18 protein-coding genes are annotated in these 18,247 nt (G+C 70.7%); 4 read left to right on the forward strand and 14 right to left on the reverse strand.

Annotation, left to right across the window (positions count from 1 at the left end):
* Positions 1-334 precede the first annotated feature (334 nt).
* Both ACYVOO_RS18540 and ACYVOO_RS18545 read right to left on the reverse strand, forming a co-directional pair.
* The gene (locus ACYVOO_RS18540; protein WP_461016741.1) at positions 335-1,720 is read right to left on the reverse strand and encodes a class I SAM-dependent methyltransferase; all 1,386 of its coding nucleotides are present in this window, start codon (positions 1,718-1,720) and stop codon (positions 335-337) included.
* Positions 1,721-2,095: 375 nt separating this feature from the next.
* Entirely contained in the window at positions 2,096-3,505 is a 1,410-nt protein-coding gene (locus ACYVOO_RS18545; RefSeq protein WP_461016742.1) for an NAD(P)/FAD-dependent oxidoreductase, read from the reverse strand.
* Between the two features lie 584 nt (positions 3,506-4,089).
* Here ACYVOO_RS18545 and ACYVOO_RS18550 point away from each other — a divergent pair.
* The 4 genes from ACYVOO_RS18550 to ACYVOO_RS18565 all read left to right on the forward strand — a co-directional run bounded on the left by ACYVOO_RS18550 (position 4,090) and on the right by ACYVOO_RS18565 (position 6,166).
* On the forward strand, positions 4,090-5,265 hold the full coding sequence (locus ACYVOO_RS18550; RefSeq protein ID WP_461016743.1) for a hypothetical protein: 1,176 nt from the start codon (positions 4,090-4,092) through the stop codon (positions 5,263-5,265).
* 88 nt (positions 5,266-5,353) lie between these two features.
* Entirely contained in the window at positions 5,354-5,626 is a 273-nt protein-coding gene (locus ACYVOO_RS18555) for a type II toxin-antitoxin system Phd/YefM family antitoxin (RefSeq protein ID WP_461016744.1), read from the forward strand.
* Positions 5,623-5,892, forward strand: a complete 270-nt coding sequence (locus ACYVOO_RS18560) for a type II toxin-antitoxin system RelE family toxin (RefSeq protein ID WP_461016745.1) — start codon at positions 5,623-5,625, stop codon at positions 5,890-5,892. Before ACYVOO_RS18555 ends, ACYVOO_RS18560 begins: the two co-directional genes overlap by 4 nt.
* 127 nt (positions 5,893-6,019) lie before the next feature.
* Positions 6,020-6,166, forward strand: a complete 147-nt coding sequence (locus ACYVOO_RS18565; protein ID WP_461016746.1) for a hypothetical protein — start codon at positions 6,020-6,022, stop codon at positions 6,164-6,166.
* A gap of 118 nt (positions 6,167-6,284) precedes the next feature.
* Here ACYVOO_RS18565 and ACYVOO_RS18570 read toward each other — a convergent pair whose 3' ends face one another.
* From ACYVOO_RS18570 to ACYVOO_RS18625, 12 genes are all read right to left on the reverse strand, one after another.
* The gene (locus ACYVOO_RS18570) at positions 6,285-6,617 is read right to left on the reverse strand and encodes a hypothetical protein (RefSeq protein ID WP_461016747.1); all 333 of its coding nucleotides are present in this window, start codon (positions 6,615-6,617) and stop codon (positions 6,285-6,287) included.
* Between the two features lie 24 nt (positions 6,618-6,641).
* Positions 6,642-7,556, reverse strand: coding sequence for a radical SAM protein (locus tag ACYVOO_RS18575; RefSeq protein ID WP_461016748.1), 915 nt, complete (start codon positions 7,554-7,556; stop codon positions 6,642-6,644).
* A gap of 349 nt (positions 7,557-7,905) precedes the next feature.
* On the reverse strand, positions 7,906-8,109 hold the full coding sequence (locus ACYVOO_RS18580; protein ID WP_461016749.1) for a hypothetical protein: 204 nt from the start codon (positions 8,107-8,109) through the stop codon (positions 7,906-7,908).
* A 300-nt stretch (positions 8,110-8,409) separates the two neighbouring features.
* A complete protein-coding gene (locus ACYVOO_RS18585) occupies positions 8,410-8,826 on the reverse strand; it encodes a hypothetical protein (RefSeq protein WP_461016750.1) in 417 nt (138 codons plus the stop codon).
* A gap of 56 nt (positions 8,827-8,882) precedes the next feature.
* A complete protein-coding gene (locus ACYVOO_RS18590; protein ID WP_461016751.1) occupies positions 8,883-10,109 on the reverse strand; it encodes a helix-turn-helix domain-containing protein in 1,227 nt (408 codons plus the stop codon).
* 155 nt (positions 10,110-10,264) lie between these two features.
* Complete coding sequence (locus tag ACYVOO_RS18595; protein WP_461016752.1) at positions 10,265-11,251, reverse strand: Ppx/GppA phosphatase family protein; 987 nt, start codon at positions 11,249-11,251, stop codon at positions 10,265-10,267.
* Positions 11,248-11,814, reverse strand: coding sequence for a DUF501 domain-containing protein (locus tag ACYVOO_RS18600; protein ID WP_461016753.1), 567 nt, complete (start codon positions 11,812-11,814; stop codon positions 11,248-11,250). Before ACYVOO_RS18600 ends, ACYVOO_RS18595 begins: the two co-directional genes overlap by 4 nt.
* Positions 11,815-11,869: 55 nt before the next feature.
* Positions 11,870-12,352 (reverse strand): FtsB family cell division protein, encoded by a 483-nt coding sequence (locus ACYVOO_RS18605; protein WP_461016754.1) that lies wholly within the window; start codon positions 12,350-12,352, stop codon positions 11,870-11,872.
* 202 nt (positions 12,353-12,554) lie between these two features.
* Entirely contained in the window at positions 12,555-13,835 is a 1,281-nt protein-coding gene (gene eno / locus ACYVOO_RS18610; RefSeq protein WP_453346313.1) for a phosphopyruvate hydratase, read from the reverse strand.
* Between the two features lie 342 nt (positions 13,836-14,177).
* Positions 14,178-15,164: a LysM peptidoglycan-binding domain-containing protein gene (locus ACYVOO_RS18615; protein WP_461016755.1), complete on the reverse strand. Its 987-nt coding sequence runs from the start codon at positions 15,162-15,164 to the stop codon at positions 14,178-14,180.
* A gap of 149 nt (positions 15,165-15,313) precedes the next feature.
* A complete protein-coding gene (locus tag ACYVOO_RS18620; RefSeq protein WP_461016758.1) occupies positions 15,314-16,633 on the reverse strand; it encodes a cytochrome P450 family protein in 1,320 nt (439 codons plus the stop codon).
* A 187-nt stretch (positions 16,634-16,820) separates the two neighbouring features.
* The gene (locus ACYVOO_RS18625) at positions 16,821-17,564 is read right to left on the reverse strand and encodes a lysoplasmalogenase family protein (RefSeq protein WP_461016756.1); all 744 of its coding nucleotides are present in this window, start codon (positions 17,562-17,564) and stop codon (positions 16,821-16,823) included.
* Positions 17,565-18,247: the final 683 nt, after the last annotated feature.

Raw genomic sequence — 18,247 nt, forward strand, 5'->3', positions numbered from 1 at the left:
ATGGTGGCGACGAGTATGTACAGGCAGCCGAAAAGCCGACCCGCACTTGTCGCCGCCCGAGGAGACACCCCACCGCGGCACCGACCCCCACCAGCAGGCAGCCGAAAAACCGACCCGCACTTGTCGCCGCCCGAGGAGACACCCCGGCACGGCACCGACCCCCACCACACACCAACCCCACAACCACCGGCACAAGCCAACAACCACGCGGCGCAAGCCGCGACGCACCGGTCCACACGCCGCGCCGAAGCCACCCACCCGCACCCGAAAAACGCCGCACCCCGTGACGCGGCACAAAAATCAGCGCGGGACCCTACAGTGCCCGCCTGAGACCTCAGCCGTCCCGCGCAACACCCCCGTGAAGCGGGAACCCACCGTTTCCTTCCGCACCCCGCGAAGGGGAACCGTCGGCCAGCCAGGTGCGGGCGCGCAGGGGGAGGCCCGCGTGCCCCGTGGCGTCCCCGCTGTCCGGGGTGCGGACCGCGAGGACCTGGTTGACGCCGATGCGGTTGCGTTCGAAGGCGAGCGCCGACGCGGCCATGTAGAGCCGCCACACCCGCGCCCTGCCCGGCGAGGTGAGCCGGGCCGCGCGCGGGAAGTCGGACTCCAGGTTGGCGACCCAGGCGCGCAGCGTGCGCGCGTAGTGCTCGCGGATGGACTCCAGGTCCCGCACCTCGAAGCCCGCGTCCTCCAGCAGCCCCACGGTCCGCCCGACGGGCGCCAGCTCTCCGTCGGGGAAGACGTACGCGTCGATGAACTCGTCCACCGAGTACGCCTCTTCGTCCCGCAGCGGGCGGCGCGCGATCTGGTGGTTGAGGAGGCGCCCTCCGGGCTTGAGGAGCGCGTACAGGTCGTCCGCGTACTCCCGGTAGCGGGCCGCGCCCACGTGCTCGGCCATGCCGACGGAGGCGATCGCGTCGTAGGGCCCGTCGCGCACCTCGCGGTAGTCCTGGACGCGGACCTCCACCCGGTCCGTCAGGCCCTCCTCGGCGATCCGCTTGCGGGCGAACGTGGCCTGCTCCTGGGAGAGCGTGACGCCCACTGCCCGTACCCCGTACTCGCGTGCCGCGTGCAGCACCAGCGAGCCCCAGCCGCAGCCGACGTCCAGCAGCCGCTGCCCCTCGGACAGCGCCAGCTTGCGGCAGATCAGGTCGAGCTTGTCGTGCTGGGCGCCCTCCAGGGTGCCGCCGTCCTCCCAGTAGGCGCACGAGTAGACCATGCTCGGGCCGAGGACGAGGGAGTAGAAGTCGTTGCCGACGTCGTAGTGGTGGCTGATGGCCTTGCGGTCGCGGCCGAGGGTGTGCCGTATGCCGACGCGGCGGCGGGCCTCCTCGCGGGGCGGCGGGGGCGGCGGCCAGGGGCCGGCGAGGGAGAGCAGCTCGCGCGCTGCCTCGCGTACGGCAGGGTCGCGGGCCAGGTCGAGCAGGCCGCGGCTCTCGTCGCCGTCCTCGCCCTTCTCCCAGATCAGCTCGGCGAGCAGGTCCAGCGCCGCGTACAGGTCGCCCTCGACGTCGATCTCACCGGCGACCCAGGCGCGGGCCAGGCCCAGCTCGCCCGGCCGCCACAGGATGCGGCGCAGCGCTCGGGGGTGCCTGATGTGGAGGGTGGGTGCGCCCGGTGGCCCTGCCTCGCTGCGGTCCCAGGCGCGGATGCGTACCGGGAGCGGGGATCCCAGCACTCTCTCTGCGACTGCGGTGAGCCGCGAAGCGGCGTCGGCCATGGCGCACACCTCCGTAAGGAGCGAGTTTTCCACCACCCTGACGGGTGGTTTCTTTGACCACGTAAACACCAACGGCACCGGGGCGCATGCCCGTTGCCAGGCAAAAACATGGTCATCTCCAACCATGACCGGTCTTCGACCCTCATCTTCGGTCTCCCGCCTCGCCTCCGGCCCCTCCTCCGGGCACGCCGAAGGGGCGTGAGCCCCACGGATGGCTCACGCCCCTTCGGCGTATTCGTGTCGCGTTCGTGCCGCGGCGGGCGGCCCGGTACGGCCCCGGGCGCCCGGCGGACGTCAGGCACCCGGCGCCAAGCACCCGGTGCCCGGCGTCAGGCCCCGGCGTCAGACGCCGCTACGGACGGCGTCGGACGGGGTTCAGCTCGCCTTGGCCTTCTCGGCCGTGTCGGCCTTGCCCGCGCTCGCCGTGCCCTCGGCCTTGGCGGCGGAGGCGGCGGCCGTCACGGGCGCGGCCGCCTCGTAGAACTCCTCGCGCGGGTGCTCCATCGCACCGAGCGAGACGACCTCGCGCTTGAGGAACATGCCGAGGGTCCAGTCGGCGAAGACCCGGATCTTACGGTTCCACGTCGGCACCGCCATGCCGTGGTACGCGCGGTGCATGTACCAGGCCAGGCGCCCCTTGAGCTTGATCTTCGTCTTGCCGACGACGATCATCGCGACGCCCTTGTGCAGGCCCAGACCGGCGACGGCGCCCTTGTTGGCGTGCTTGTAGTCGCCCTGCGGGAAGCCCCGCATGCCCGAGATGACGTTGTCGCCGAGCACCTTCGCCTGCCGCAGCGCGTGCTGCGCGTTGGGCGGGCAGAAGGCGACCTCCTTGTCGGAGGCCAGGTCGGGGACCTGGGCGTTGTCGCCCGCGGCCCACACGTAGTCGGTGCCCTTGACCTGCATGGTCGCGTCGACGTCGACGTGGCCCTTGGGGCCCAGCGGGATGCCGAAGCGCGCCAGCGCCGGGTTCGGCTTCACACCGGCGGTCCACACGATGGTGTTGGAGTCGACCTCCAGGCCGTTCTTCAGCACCACGTGGCCGTCCACGCAGGAGTCCATCGAGGTGTTGAGGTAGATCTCGATGCCGCGGTTCTTCAGGTGCTCCAGGCCGTACTCACCGAGCTTCGGGCCGACCTCGGGGAGGATGAACGGCGCCGCGTCCACCAGCACGAAGCGCATGTCCTCGCGCTTGATGTTGGGGTAGTACTTCGCGGCGTCGCGTGCCATGTCCTCGACCTCGCCGATGGTCTCCGCACCCGCGAAGCCACCGCCGACGAAGACGAAGGTCAGCGCCCTGCGGCGGACCTCCTCGTCGGTGGTCGAGTCGGCCTTGTCGAGCTGCTCCAGCACGTGGTTCCGCAGGCCGATGGCCTCCTCGACGCCCTTCATGCCGATGCCGTTCTCGGCGAGACCGGGGATCGGGAAGGTGCGCGAGACCGCGCCCATCGCAACAACGAGGTAGTCAAAGGGCAGGTCGTACGCCTCGCCGACCAGCGGGGCGATGGTGGCGACCTTACGGTCCTGGTCGATGGTCGTGACGCGGCCGGTGAGGACCTCCGCCTTCGGCAGCACGCGTCGCAGCGGCACCACGACGTGGCGCGGGGAGATGCTGCCTGCGGCGGCTTCGGGGAGGAAGGGCTGGTACGTCATGTACGAGCGCGGGTCGACGACGGTGACGGTCGCCTCGCCGTACCGCATCTTCTTGAGGATGCGCCGTGCTGCGTACAAACCGACGTACCCGCCACCTACTACGAGGATTCGGGGACGCTCCGTGGTGCTCATGGAATCGAGTATCCACCTCACCCCGGGGGTGACCTCGTGAGGGCCTTCACAAGCATCGGGAGGGGTTCTGCTACACTCCGCCGCCCTCGTGATCGAGCCCACAGAGCCGCGGGGGAACCACTTCACCTCACGAGGCGTTGAGCGTCGCCGTGAACTGCGCTTATCGCGGCGGGCGGCGTGTGGACCAGTCACCCCGCGCGGCTCCGCGTAACCCGGCGGCAACAGAGCCGTTTCCGGCCCCGGAGCGCCGAGTGGGTACTTATCCGGCCCTTACGGCGACGATCAGGCCCCGACGAGGCACTTTTCCATGTGAAGAAATTCACGAAGGTTCCTGTGCGCGACGCGCGGCGGGCCCCTCGGGGTGGTGTGCATGTCTATCAAGAGAGAGACGCCCTGCTCAAGTGAGGCCCTTGGCGGGGCCTGCCCCGGCACGCGCGGGCGACTCGGCATAGCGGGCGAAAGCGAGCGAACCGTATCGCGCCACGCGGTGACGACGACCGAATCCCCGCGAATGCGGTGCGACCCGCGGAAGCGCCGATCTAGAATGCCCGGAAAAGTCAATGATCATTGACTAGGAGCCCTCCATGCCGACACCCGAGCAAGCCAGGGCGCGCTTCGAGACCATCAGCCCTGAACTCGCACCGTACGCGACCCGGACAATGCCGAGGCGTCGCGACACCGAGCATCCAATAAATCAGGCATATCTGCGCGACCGACATCGGGACGGCTCCCTGAAGCACGCGAGGGAGGTGGGGGTAGAGCAATCCGACGCCGTGTTCTTCGAGCAGATGGAAAGAATCCAGCGACGGGGAGGAATCTCCCACGAAGGGAACGGGGAGCTGTCGTACACCTCGCAGGTGAGGGCGGAATTCCCCGAAATCCAGTCCTTCCTTGAGCGCCCCGATCAGAGCAGTTCCCGTGACAGCAACTCGAACCCGCAATCGGTCGTCAAGTTGCTGATGGACACGGGCGCCACACGGCTGGAGATATATTCCGACCGCACGGAGTCGGACGACATGCGGGACAAGCGAGTCGCGCAGATCGTGGAAGCGGTGTCCCGCGTGGAGAGAGCGGGCTTCACCATGCCGTCCCCGATGCATTTCTACCTCCCCAAATACACCAGGAGCATCAAGCTCCCCAGTCTGCGCACGGAGAACGCATGGAGTTCCTTCGCGGAGTTCTACGCCCCGAACAGAATCATGCTCTCCCCCGAACTTCTCCGCACCGTCCCACCGGCGAACGCGCCCCGGTCGATCGCGGTGAACATCAACGATCCGTCCGCGGCCATCGTGCACGAGATAGGCCATTGTCTGCACTTCACGCAGTCCCCGAAGTCCTACAGCGACCTTTTCCACACCAGATTCCGCCAGCAGTACGAGCACATAGCTGGCGCGATAAGCGCATACGGCGCGAGGAATCCGCACGAGTTCGTCGCCGAGACGTTCACCGCCATCACCTACAACGCCGCGATTCCGAGGGGCCAACCGGACCTGTACCGGGCACTCGGCGGGCCCGTGCCGGCCCGTCAGACGCCCGCGCCCACGGTAGGCCGCACGCTCGCCCACACGTCGGACCGGTCTTTCCCCGATCAGCGCAGCGACAGGGCCGCCATGGCGAGAATGCCGCCCACAGGTGACAGCTCCCGGTACTCGTCGGGAAGCTCCCGGTCGTACGCCCAGCCCGACCCGTCGAGCTGGGACAGGCGACGGGCCGACGTGGAGCGGGGCAGTCGGGGACACGGACATCGCGGGAGGCGGTGAGGGGGACGGCGCCCCCGGGTGGGCGCAGGTGGAACCTCACGGCAATCTTCCCTGGCCGCGTGTACACGCAAATGCGTACACTGAGTCCATGACCGAGAACACCGCGACCGTCAGAGACGCACGCGCACACCTCGCGGAACACATCAACCAGGCCGAGCAAGGCACTCCCACCGTCATCACACGCAACGGTGCCCCGGTTGCCGCAGTCGTGCCGATCGCCGACTTCGAAGCGCTGGAAGAGGCGGCCGACGTGATGCTGGCCCGGGAGGCAGAGGCGGTTCTGGCCAGCGGTGAGCCCACCGTTTCGATGGCCGAACTGCTGGCGGACCTGTTCAGCGAGCGCGGTGAAGGCTCCGCGTGAAGTACGCGTTCCGGTTCACCACGGCAGCACAGCGGCAGATCCGGGCCATCGACCGGCCCGAAGCCATGCGCATCCTGACCGCACTGACCGCCCTCGGCGACGATCCGTACCGCGAGGACGCCGACATCAAGAAGCTCACCGGCCCCTCGGGTCTCTACCGGCTCCGGGTCGGCAACTACAGGGTCGCCTACCAGGTCAACGACGGCGAACTCATCGTCCTCGTCGTCAAGGTGGGCGACCGGCGGGACGTCTACCGCAACCTGTAGCGGCCCCGCTCCTACCGTGCCCCCGGCTGGCTACACCAGGCTCCAGGCGATGCCGTCGAGGATGCCGTCTGAACGGTCACTCACCCCATCCCCTCCCGGGCCAGGGCCCGGCATCGGCTGCCATTGCGTGGCTTCCGGTTCCCACACAGGTACGACGCGGGCCGCAGTCTCGTACCGGGAAGGTCTCGCCCGAGTGATGAGCCTGCCCGCCGTCGAGGCCCTGCTCGACCGCGTCGGCCTCGGCCTGGACGCCGGGAGCGACACCGCCCGATGACCTCGCCGCCCTGATCGCCGTCGTCGGCCTTGCCCTCACCCTGTGGCAGCTCGCCGCCCGCTGACAGCAACGCCCCCGCCCGGCCTCGGCCGGACGGGGGGATCTTCGTGCGTTCCGCTCAGTGCTCGCCCGATGAATCGGCACGCAGTTCGGAGAGGTAGCGCTGATACAGCGGTCCGGCGACGTGGGCGGCCCGCGCCGGGCTCGGCGCGTACTGTTCGATCATGTGGTGCGCGGCTGCTTTGAGGCGCGCCGCCCAGGCGAGGGCGTGCTGTTGTGCGGAGCGCCCGCACTCCTGCGGCTCACCGGGCAGGCAGACCGGCAGTTGCTCGGGGCTGACCTTGTTGACCGCGTGCCGGATGTGTCCGGCGATGCTCGCCCACTGTTCCTCGGTCTTGTATGAGGCGTCCTCGACGAACCATTTGCCGAAGTCGTCCCCGTGATCGTCCATGTGTGTTGCTCCTGCGGCTCTCGGCTATCCGGTTGCGGCGATCGTAGCCACGTCCGGCTCGTCCACGGCGAGCTTTGGGTCACATGGCCGGGTCCGGACGCTGGGCACGCAGGGCCCGCAGGGTCCGCACATCGGCAGGAACTGCGGGGGTGTGCACCGCTGTGCACCCGCGCCGTGCACGGCCTTGATCCCGGCCATGACGGCAGCCATTCGCGTGCTGCCCCAGATGTCGGCGAGGGCCCGCTCGTGGACGTTGCCGATGGTCAGGAAGCGGCCGAGGACGCACGGAGATACAGAGCCGTCGGGGAGGATGGCGCACTTTTGCTGTGCGCAGTGTCCGCACAGGTCGTCGATCGCGGGGGCGGCGCCGCGGCTCCCCCGTCCGAACGCCCGGGTCCGGTCCCCGCCGACCTCCGGTACGCCGAGGTCGACGAGATCCTTCGCCGCCTGCCGCGCCCGCTGTTCCTGCCGGACGGCGACGACGCCGCCGCGCAGCGGGATACCGAGATCGAGTGCCCGCTCAATGTTCGCCCGGGTCCGCTTGTGCGAGCCCCGGGCCCGGGTCACCTGATCGTGATCGGTCGCCTCGTCCGAGTAGTACGAGGTGGCGAGTTTGACGCCGCAGTCCGTGAACGTCGTCCACAGCTCCTCTTGTACGTGGGTGAGGTTCGAGAAGACCTCGACCTCGATACCCGCGCGGTGCGCGTGCCTGATCAGCTCGGGCAGGTCCGGGTGCATCGTGGGTTCGCCCCCGATGAACTGCACATCCTTGGTGCCCATGTTGGCGAGTTCGTCGATGACGCGGTACCAGTCGGCGAGGGTCATCGTGCCGTGGGTGCCCTGCGGTGAGCTGTCCGCGTAGCAGTGGTCACAGGTCAGGTTGCACAGGCCGGTGATCTCCAGCCAGGCGAACGCGAGCGGGTTCAACGTCGCGTGCATGTGCTCTCCTTGTTGTTGCCGCGTCGAGCGGCGGCCCCCGCACCGCAGGTTGAGCAGCCAGGAGTGCGGGGGCCTCTTCCGCGCGTGCCGACGCGGCGAGAAGGCACGGGCGGGAACATCCCCCGCGTTGGTTCGCGGGGGAGTCAGTCGGGAGGCTGAGAGACCCGTCCGGCCGCCGACCGTCACGCAAACAGCCGGACGGGTCTTGAGCCCCTTCCGACCACGGCTCGTGGAACGTGGACGGAACGGGGCCCTACCCCGCCCCCGCCGAAATCCGATGGCCGTGGGGGCTTGATCGGTGTGGACGGCGGGAGCGGGTGTCTGGGAACGGTTGAAGCCAACAGGGGAGCTAGGGCGGTGGCTCGTCCGGCTGCCACCCGTCGGGCGCGGTCACGGTTCCCGCCTCCCACGCTTGGTAGCAGGCAGCGAGCCAGCTCTCGGCGGCCTCGTACGAGGACCACGTGAGCGGCCACGGACCCTCACCGGGCAGGGTGCACAGGTCGCCGAGATGCAGGTCGAGGATGTGCCAGGCATGGCGGTCGGCGGAGTGCACGGGCCGGTACCTCACGACCAGCCGCTCGTTTCCCTGCCCGAGACCGCCAGAAGCACAATCGCCAGGACGAACAAGCAGACTGCGACCCTCTCGCGCCACATCACGCGCTCCTGTTCGGGCGGTCCGGGCATCGTGGGGCACCGCACGAACAGGGCGGATACCTCAGCGGACGCGTTTCCGGCGTCATGTCACCCGCGACGAGGGTCACGCACTGACGGCTTTGCCACTGTACGTCGACCTTGCCGCCTACGATCCGTGCCTTCCCGGCACGCAAGGTCATACAGCTACCGCCTGTGCCGGTCATGACGCCTCCCCTGTTTCGCGTCCCTCCATGAGGCGTGCCATCTCGGCGTGGACGAGAGCGAACTCGTCTGGGGTGCACACGAGCACCGACTCGACCTTGCCGCCGTCCTCGTAGTGGATGAACACGGGTAAGGCGCCTTGTTGAGCGCGCGCGTCGTACGTGGCGGGCTGCCCCAGGGGCGTGATGTGGGTGGGGGGCGACAGCACCGGAGAGAGTGTTATGCCGCTCGCGTGGGCGGACCACTCGGCGCCGCCCCCGGGCGGGCGCAGGTGGAAGCTCGCGGCAGTCTTCCCGTCTGGCTCGGCCACGACAACGCCGATGTGTCCGTTGCGGGCGGAGTCGCGGGCCAGGTCGCCGAGCTGGGGTCGAAACGGCTGCGGGCCTTGACTGGGACGGTGGCTGTGTCCGGTCATGCTCCAGACGTTAGGGAGCCGTCAGAGGCCGAATATGAGCCGTAGGAATATGGCCGTCATCCATCGAGGTGAAAGCGGTCTGACATGTGCCGCAGCTTCTCCCGAGTGGAGGCGCGTTCGGCGTAGACGAGGCTGCGCAGCGTCGACCGCGCAATCGGGTGGTTCCTGACGAGCTGGGGGGCCAGCTTCTCAGCCTTCCCCAGCTCGGCCAGTGCCTTGTCCCTGTTGCCGTCCCACAGCCATGCCCGCCCTAGCTCCATGTGGTGGTGGCCTTGTCGGGATTTTGGAAGAGACGCGAGCAGTTCGGGGCTGGTGTCTCGGTTTATATCCAGTGCCTTGCTCTGCTGGTGCATCTCCAAAGCGATGCTCACCGCGTGGATTTGAACGTTGCCCGCAGAGAACGTGAGGGAGTGCCGGTCGTAGACGCGGGGATGGTCGTCGCTGGCACGGTCGGCGGCCTCCCTCGCATGTTCGATGCGGGCCTCTGCCTCCGCGCCGCGCCCGGCGCGTGCGGCGGACACAGCGGCGCGGAGCTGGAGTGACCCCCAAGCCCGGATCGCGAGTTGGTCGCCACGGTCGTAACCGCTCTGTACGCCCCTGATGGCCTGATCGGAGAGTGCGACCGCGTCGTCCCAGTCGGCGGTAGCCCACATGTCCCAGACGCGCATCCAGCTCGCTACAGAGGGCACTACGGGGTCGCCAGACTGTTCGGCGGACCAGGCCGCACGTTCACACGCCATGGCGATCAGCTCAGGGTGCCCGAGTACGTGAGCGGCGGTGTGGGCGAATTTGCAGCACACGGCGTAGATCGCGAATGCTTCCTCGCGCTCGTGGCCGTTGGAGACCTCGGCCAGGGCCCGTGCTTCGCGTAGAAGATCGGGCAGAACGTTGAGGATCGCTGTGTTCGCTGCGGCATCCCGCAGACGATGCAACCGGGTCGTCTCCTGCCACAGCTCGGAAGAGGAGCGCGGTGCCCCGTCGAAGACCGGCGCGAGATCGTAGCGGCGCAGTTCTCGGAGGATGGATGAGGCGGACACTTGCCACAGGTTCTCGCTCGGGCTGGAACGGTACGGACGACCGATCAAGTCGTTCGGATGGACGTGCAGTTCCGCCGCGAGCATGTGCAGCAGGCCAACGCGGTCGAGTTCAATCAGGCCGCGTTCCATCTTGGACACCCATCCTTGGGTACGGCCCATGGCTGCGGCTAGGTCTGCTTGCGTCATGCCCAGGCGCAAGCGCGCGCGCCGCGCACGGCGTCCGATCTGTTCGGCTTCCTCCAACACGGTGTCCCCTATCAGCCGTCGGTACAGCCAGTATCACGGTACTGGGATCGGCGTGGTGAAGGCAGACAAGCGCCCCCGGCGGATGACCGTCAGGGGGCGCTGCTTTCGCGTTGTTGCAGGTCACACCGCGAGTGTTTTAGCCATGCTGTTCCAGGTCAGCCGTCTTCTCCGGCCCGCTGGGCGTCGTCTGCCACTTTGAAGGCGATCCCGTCCAGGATGTCGTGTTCGCTCACCACTACCTCCTCCGCGCCGATGCGCTCCATCACCGCGAGCAGCACCAGCGCCCCCGCGTTGATGACGTCGACGCGGCCCGGGTGCATCACCGGGATGGCGGCGCGGGCCTCGTGGGTGGCGGAGAGGAGGCGGCCGGTGATCTCGCGGGCGCGCGCGTAGCTCAGGCGGGAGTGGTGGATCGCCGCGGAGTCGTAGGAGTCCAGGTCGAGGGCGATGGCCGCGAGTGTGGTGACCGTGCCCGCGAGGCCGACGAGGGTGCGGGCCTCCGTCAGGGGGACCGTCTGCGCCGCCTCGTCCAGTGCCGCGGCGATGTCGTCCCGTATGGCCCGGATCTGATCCGGCGTCGGGGTCTCGGTGATCTCGCCGTCGTGGGTCAGATGACGCTCCGTCATGCGGACGCAGCCGACGTCGACGCTGCGCGCGGCCCGTACGGACGTGTCGCCCACGACGAACTCCGTGGAGCCGCCGCCGATGTCCACCACCAGGAAGGGCCGTTCCAGGTCGGCGCGGCCCGTCAGTTCCTTCGTCGCGCCCGTGAAGGAGAACTCCGCCTCCTGGTCGCCCGTGATGACCTCGGGCTCGACGCCGAGGATGTCCACGACGCCGCGCACGAAGTCGTCGCGGTTCTCCGCGTCCCGCGAGGCGGAGGTGGCCACGAAGCGCAGCCGCTCGGTGGGCACGCCCCGCTCGCGGATGGCCTTCGCGTAGTCCCGGCACGCCGCGAAGGTGCGCTCCAGCGCCTCGGGCGCCAGCCTGCCCGTGCGGTCCACTCCCTGGCCGAGGCGGACGATCTCCATCCGCCGGTCCAGGTCCGTCAGTTCGCCGGTTTCCGGGTCCAGGTCCGCGATGAGCAGGCGGATCGAGTTCGTACCGCAGTCGATCGCGGCGACACGGGTCGTACGGCTCATTCGGCGGCTCCTTCGGAAGCGGGGGCGGAGGGATCGGGGGCGGCGCACGTGTCCGCGCCCGCGCAGGGGCCCTTGCGCCACCACTCCGGCAGCATCGCCAGCGCCTCGTCGCCCAGCGGGTTCACGCCGGGACCCGCCACCAGCGCGTGGGCGACGAGCACGTGCAGGCACTTCACCCGGTCGGGCATGCCGCCCGCGCTCGGGAAGCCCTCCAGCACCTCGATGGCGTCGCGCCGCGCGAGGTAGTCCTCGTGCGCCGCGCGGTAGGCGGCGGCCAGCTCCGGATCCTCGCCGAGCCGGTCCGTCATCTCCTTCATCACGCCGTTCGCCTCCAGCGTGCCGATGGCGGAGTTCGCCCTCGGGCACGTCAGGTAGTACGTCGTGGGGAAGGGGGTGCCGTCCTCCAGGCGCGGGGCCGTCTCGACGACGTCGGGCAGGCCGCACGGGCAACGGTGCGCGATGGCGCGCAGGCCGCGCGGCGGGCGGCCGAGCTGCTCCTTGAAGGCTTCGACGTCCGCCTCCGTGGGCGGGGTGGGGTCTGTCTGCGGCGGGGGCGTGTCCATCGGTGTCTTTCTGCGTACGTACGAGCCGGGCTCGGCAGCGGGTCAGGCGGAGGGCTCAGCGGCTCTCGTCGGCCGTGTCCACACCGTCCCAGAGGTTCTGGTACCAGGGGCGGTCGGCGGGGCGCTGATCGGTGGGGCGCTCGGCGTCGGCCGTGCCGTCGACGACGGTGTAGCCGGTCTCACCGGGGCGGACGAAGTGGAGGTGCAGCCGTGCCTGCTGCTCGACGTAGGCCGGGTCGCTCCAGCGCGCCCGCTCCTCGCGCAGCTTCCGCACCTGCTCGCGCGCCTGCTCGGCCTGACGGCGCTGATCGGCGATCTCGGAGCGCTGCGAGACGTACTGGCGCATCGGATACGCCAGCGCGACGACCAGGGAGCAGACGACCAGCGCCAGCAGCGCGGCGCGCCCCGTGAGGCGGTGCCGGCGCGGGGCGCGGACGCGGCGGCTCTGGGCGCGGTAGACCCGTTCGGCGGCCTGCGAGCCGAGCTGCGAGCCGAGCGCCCTGAGTCTGGTCGCGGTGGAGAAGCGGTCCGCGGGCACGATCCTCCCCAGTGTCCCTGTCCTGTCCCGGTGCCGAGGTGCTGCTTGCGGTGCGGTGCGGTGCGAGATGCCCCGGCGCCGAAGTGTTCCGCGGCGCCGGGGCAAAGCCGTCCCCGCCACCGTACGGGAACGGTGGCGGGGACGTGGGCAACTGCGGCCCGTCACGCGGGACCCGTCACGCGGGCTCCCGCACGCGGGTGTGTCAGCCCTTGAAGCGCGGGAAGGCGGAGCGGCCCGCGTACACCGCGGCGTCGTCCAGGATCTCCTCGATGCGCAGGAGCTGGTTGTACTTGGCGACGCGCTCGGAGCGGGCCGGGGCGCCGGTCTTGATCTGGCCGCAGTTGGTGGCGACGGCGAGGTCCGCGATGGTGACGTCCTCGGTCTCGCCGGAGCGGTGGGACATCATGCACTTGAAGCCGTTGCGCTGGGCCAGCTCGACGGCGTCCAGGGTCTCGGTCAGCGAACCGATCTGGTTGACCTTGACCAGCAGCGCGTTGGCGGCCTTGTCGTCGATGCCGCGGGCGAGGCGCTCGGGGTTGGTGACGAACAGGTCGTCGCCGACGAGCTGGACCTTGTCACCGAGCTGCTCGGTGATGGTCTGCCAGCCGTCCCAGTCGTCCTCGTACAGCGGGTCCTCGATGGAGACCAGCGGGTAGGCGTCGACCAGCTCGCCGTAGTACGCGCTCATCTCGGCGGCCGTGCGGGACTGGCCCTCGAAGGCGTAGGAGCCGTCCTTGTAGAACTCGGAGGCGGCGACGTCCAGGGCGAGGGCGATGTCCTGGCCCGGGGTGTAGCCCGCCTTCTGGATGGCCTCGATGATCAGGTCCAGGGCCTCGCGGTTGGAGCCCAGGTTGGGCGCGAAGCCGCCCTCGTCGCCCAGCCCTGTGGCGAGGCCGCGCTCCTTGAGGACGCCCTTGAGCGCGTGGTAGGTCTCGGCGCCCCAGCGCAGGGCCTCGGAGAAGGACTCAGCGCCGATCGGGGCGATCATGAACTCCTGGATGTCCACGTTCGAGTCCGCGTGGGACCCGCCGTTCAGGATGTTCATCATCGGGACGGGCAGCATGTGCGCGTTCGGGCCGCCGAGGTAGCGGAAGAGCGGCAGGTCGCTGGCCTCGGAGGCGGCGTGCGCCACGGCGAGCGAGACGCCGAGGATGGCGTTGGCGCCGAGCGAGGACTTGTCGGCGGTGGCGTCCAGGTCGAACATCGCCTGGTCGATCAGGCGCTGCTCGGTGGCGTCATAGCCCACCAGCTCCGGGCCGATCTGCTCGATGACGGCGAGGACGGCCTTCTCGACGCCCTTGCCGCCGTAACGGGCCGTGTCACCGTCGCGGAGCTCAAGGGCCTCGAAGGCGCCGGTCGAGGCGCCGGACGGAACGGCAGCACGACCCGTGCTGCCGTCGTCGAGGCCGACCTCGACCTCGACCGTGGGGTTGCCTCGCGAGTCGAGGATCTCGCGGGCTACGACGACGTCGATGGACGGCACGAGGATCTCCTTCGTCTGTGTCTGGCTTTCTGCACCCAGAGCCTAACCGGCCCGGACCCGTAACCCGGCCGACCACTCGTGTCGTAGGACCGAACGATGAGTGAAGACGCAGCTCAGAGGGGTCGCGGGCCGGAGAGAAGCGGGGCGCGCTTTTTGTTCCGGTGATGAAGAAACGGCTCCGCCCCGGCGCGGAGGGGTGCGCCGGGGCGGACGGAGCGGGCTGCGGGAGGGGTGCGGGGCGGTTACGGGGTGGGTACGGAGCGGGCGGGGCTCGACGCGGCCCGGCGGGGCCGCCTTGTGCGCTGGGTCACAAGGCGGCGGGGAGCGCGGAAGAGGGCCAGGTCAGAGCTTCAGTTCCTGGCCGGGGAGGATCAGGTCGGGGTCGGAGCCGACGACGTCACGGTTGCGGTCGTAGAGCGCGTCCCAGCCGCCCCGCACCTTGTGCTCGGAGGCGATGGCGGACAGGGACTCGCCGGAGCGGACCCGGTGCCCCTCGTCCCCGTCGGCCTCCTCGGCACCGTCCCGGCCGTGCTTGCCCCGTGAGGCCCGCTCGTCGTCCTCGCCGTCGCCCTCGCGCTGGTCCGGAGTGCCCCTGTGCTTGCCGGTGCCCTCGGTGGCGCCTCCGGCGCCGGTTCCGGTGCCGGTTCCGGTTCCGGCGCCGGTTCCGGTGCCGGTTCCGTTGCCGGGGGTGGTCTCGGAGGGGGCCTCCGGCGAGGCGGAGTCGTCACCCTCGTCCTCGCTGGGCGACGGGGACGGCGACGGGGAAGAGGACGCGTCGCCGGAGCCGTCGGACTTCTCCGGGTCCGGGGAGTCGGACGAATCCGAGGAGTCGTCGGGCTTCTTCTCGGAGTCCGACGGGCTGTCGTACGGGCGCTCGGGCACGGGCTCCGTCGCGTCGCCGGAGTCGCCCGAGCCGTCGTCGTCGCCCGGGTTCACGTCGGGCTTCTCGGTGGAGTCCTCGGTCAGGCCGCCGTTCACCGAGCAGCTCGGCCACGCGTCGGGCCCCTGGTCGTCGAGGATCTTCTCGGCCACCGATATCTGCTGGCTCCGGCTGGCGAGGTCGGGGCGCTCGGCGTAGTCGGTGCCGCCGTAGTCCTCCCATGTGTCCATGGTCAACTGGAGGCCGCCGTAGTACCCGTTGCCCTTGTTGGCGCTCCACAGGCCGCCGCTCTCGCACTCGGCGACGCGGTCCCAGGTGGCGGTGTCCGCCGCGTGCGCACCCGTCGCGCCGAGCAGCGGCAGGGCGATGCCCGCCCCGGTCACGCCCGCGGCGACGAACAGGGCTGGTGCCTGGCGAGGGCGACGGTGTCGGCCGTTCCCGGAACGCATAGTGACCTCTCGTTGGGACACAGGAGTGAGCCTCGGGGACTTCGGGAGCCTCGGGACTGAGACTCCGGATCGAGACTCGGAAGTTGGCGCCCGAACGTAGCCTCGAATCACGGGCATCACAAGCCAATGTCGCGCAGATCACGCCGGGGTCACGCTGGTGACTGCCCGTCACTTTCCGCCGGGCGCCCCCGGTTCGTCTCCGGCGCGAACTCGACGGGCAGCGTGCGCAGTCCGCGCATGATGAGTCCGCCGCGCCAGCGCAGCTCGGCCGGATCCGCGGCCAGTCGCAGGTCGGGCAGGCGGCGCAGCAGCGTGGCGAGGGCGGTCTGCCCCTCCAGCCGCGCGAGGGGCGCGCCCAGGCAGTAGTGGATGCCGTGCCCGTAGCCCAGGTGCTGGTTGTCGCGGCGCTCCAGGTCCAGCACGTCGGGCGCGGCGAACTTCTCGGGGTCGCGGTCGGCCGCCGCCAGCACCACCAGGACGGGGTCGCCCTCGGCCACGCGCTGCCCGCCGAGCGTCAGCGGCTCGGTCGCGAAGCGCCACGTCGCCAGCTCGACGGGTCCGTCGTAGCGCAGCAGTTCCTCGACCGCTCCGGCCAGCAGCGCCTCGTCACCCTCCGCGACGGCCCGCTGGAGGCGTGCGCGCTGCTCGGGGTGGCGCAGCAGCGCGTAGGTGCCGTTGCCGATGAGGTTGACGGTGGTCTCGAAACCGGCGAAGAGGAGGATGAACGCCATGGCCGCCACCTCGTTCTCGGTGAGGTGCTCGCCGTGGTCGCTGGCGCGGATGAGGCCCGAGATGAGGTCGTCCGAACCGGAACCGGAACCGGCCCCGGCCTCGCCGCCCTCGCCTTCGCGCTGACGCAGTTCCTCGCGCTTGCGGTGGATCAGCTCCGCGAGGTAGCCGCGCATCTTCTTCACCGCGCGGCCCACCCCGCCGCGCGGGCTGCCCGGCTGATGGATCATCATGCCTGCCCAGGACCGGAAGTCGTCCTGGTCCTCGGCCGGTACGCCGAGCAGGTCGCAGATCGCGTAGATGGGCAGCGGGAACGCGAACTCGTGGATCAGGTCCGCCTCGCCGCGCCGGGCGAAGCCGTCGATGAGCTGGTCCGTCAGCTCCTGCACGCGCGGCGCGAACCGCGCCACCCTGCGCGGCGTGAACACCTTCGAGACGAGGCGGCGCAGCCGCGTGTGGTCGGGCGGGTCGATGTTGAGCAGGTGCGTCATGAGCCCCGCGCCGCGCTCCCCCGGGATGCCGACCTTGCCCTTGCCGTGCGCGCCGCGCTGGCTGTGGTGGCCGGGGTTCTTGCTGAGCCGCTGGTCGGCGAGGGCTTGCCGCGCGTCGGCGTAACGGGTTACCAGCCACGCCTCCACCCCGCTCGGCAGCTCCGTCCTGCGTACGGGCGCGTGCTCGCGGAGCCAGGCGTACGCGGGGTACGGGTCGGCCGCGAACTCCCAGTCGAACAGCGCGGGCATGGGGGCGGGAGCGGAGTGGGTGGCGGCCGGGCAGGCGGGGGCGTCGGCCTGGCCGGGGCGGCCTGTCGGGGCGGCGGGCTCGGGGGAGGTGGTCTGGTCGTGCACCCCTCGACGGTATCGGGGCGCGGGCGCGTGGCCGTGGGCGCGGGCGAGGTGCCCGTGCCCGTCCAGCGAGGGCTGCGGGGCGCTACGGGGTCACGCCTGACGGCGGCCCGTCCAGGCGCCCGTCCAGCCGCCGCTCGTCCAGCCGCCGCTCGTCCAGCCTCGTCAGCCAGCCGGTGGCGATGAGGTACTGGCCCAGCACGTACCCCGCCATGATCAGCACCTCCTGGGAGGGGAACTCCAGACCCGCGGCCTGGAGCCCGATCAGCAGGTCCGAGCCGAGGAACGCGGCGGCTCCCGCGCCCACCCCGCCCCCGACGCCGAAGGCCGCGGCCCCCATGGCCGCGAGGGCGAGGCTGTAGCCCGCGACGGGGAGCCGCAGGGCCGGGTCGAGGGTGGGCGCGAGCGCCGCGTTGGCCACGGCCCAGGCGGCGAGGGCGCCCAGCGCGGGGCGTGGCCGTGCCCGTATGCCGCGCACGGCGCCCAGGTCGCGGGCCATGCCCACCGTGTAGCTGACCTGGGTACCGAGGAAGGCGGCCATGCCCGTCAGGAAGGCGGCCTCGTGCTCGTCGAAGAGCAGCGCGGTGTCCCCGGCCGCTGCGAAGGCGAGCCCGGCGACGAGGGCTTTCGGCACGGGCGTGGCCGCGTCTTCGCGCCTGCTCAGCGTGTGGGCCGCGAGCGCGGGCATCAGCAGCGGTTTGGCCGCGCGACGGGGTCCGCGCGCCGCGCGGGACGTGGCCAGTAGATCGAGGGCGGAGAGGGCGCCGTAGGCGACGAGCGCGCCGCGTCCGTGGCCGTCGGGGCGGGCGAGGCGCGCTGCGGCGCGCACGAGCTCCTGTACGCCGGGGGCGAGGGCGGGACGGGTGCCGGTGCCTATGCCTGTGCATGCGCCTGCGCCTGCGCCTGGGCCTGCGCCTGGGCCGCTACTGGGGCCGAGCCCCGTGAGGGCTGCCGAGAGCGCGGTACGTGTACGCCGTGCGCGGAACGGCTTCGCGATGATCGCCATCCGGGCAGTCTCACCAGCACCGCTGACGGGGTCAACGGTGCGGGGGCCGGCCGGGACGGTCCCGGCCGGGCTCGCGGGGCCAGACCCGGTCCTGTGCTCGGGCGGGCCCGGCCCCGTTCGGGGCGGGGTCCCGGCCCCCTTCACGGGGCGGCTCCACACACCGGGAAGCCGTGTGCACGGGCACGACGGGGGCCGCCTCTTTCCCGGGACGCGAGTTTCCCGGGAGGCGAGTTTCCCGGGAGGCGAGTTTCCCGGGAGGCGAGGCGCCAGCAGGCAGGGCCCGACCCTCCTCCCGGACGGGCGGTGCGGGGCGCCTGGCGGTACCGGAGCCCGGTCTCTTCGCCGGGAAGGGGTCGGGCGGCCCGGGCGCGGGCGTGCTGCCACGCGACGACGAACTCCGTCGCGTTCACGCCCGTACGGGCCGGACAGGCCGGACAGGCCCGCTCAGGGGCGCCCGGCCACCGGCAGAAGCACCCGGTCCCGGTCAGCGGCCAGGGGCTCCCCGC

This window comes from Streptomyces daliensis (assembly GCF_054782395.1).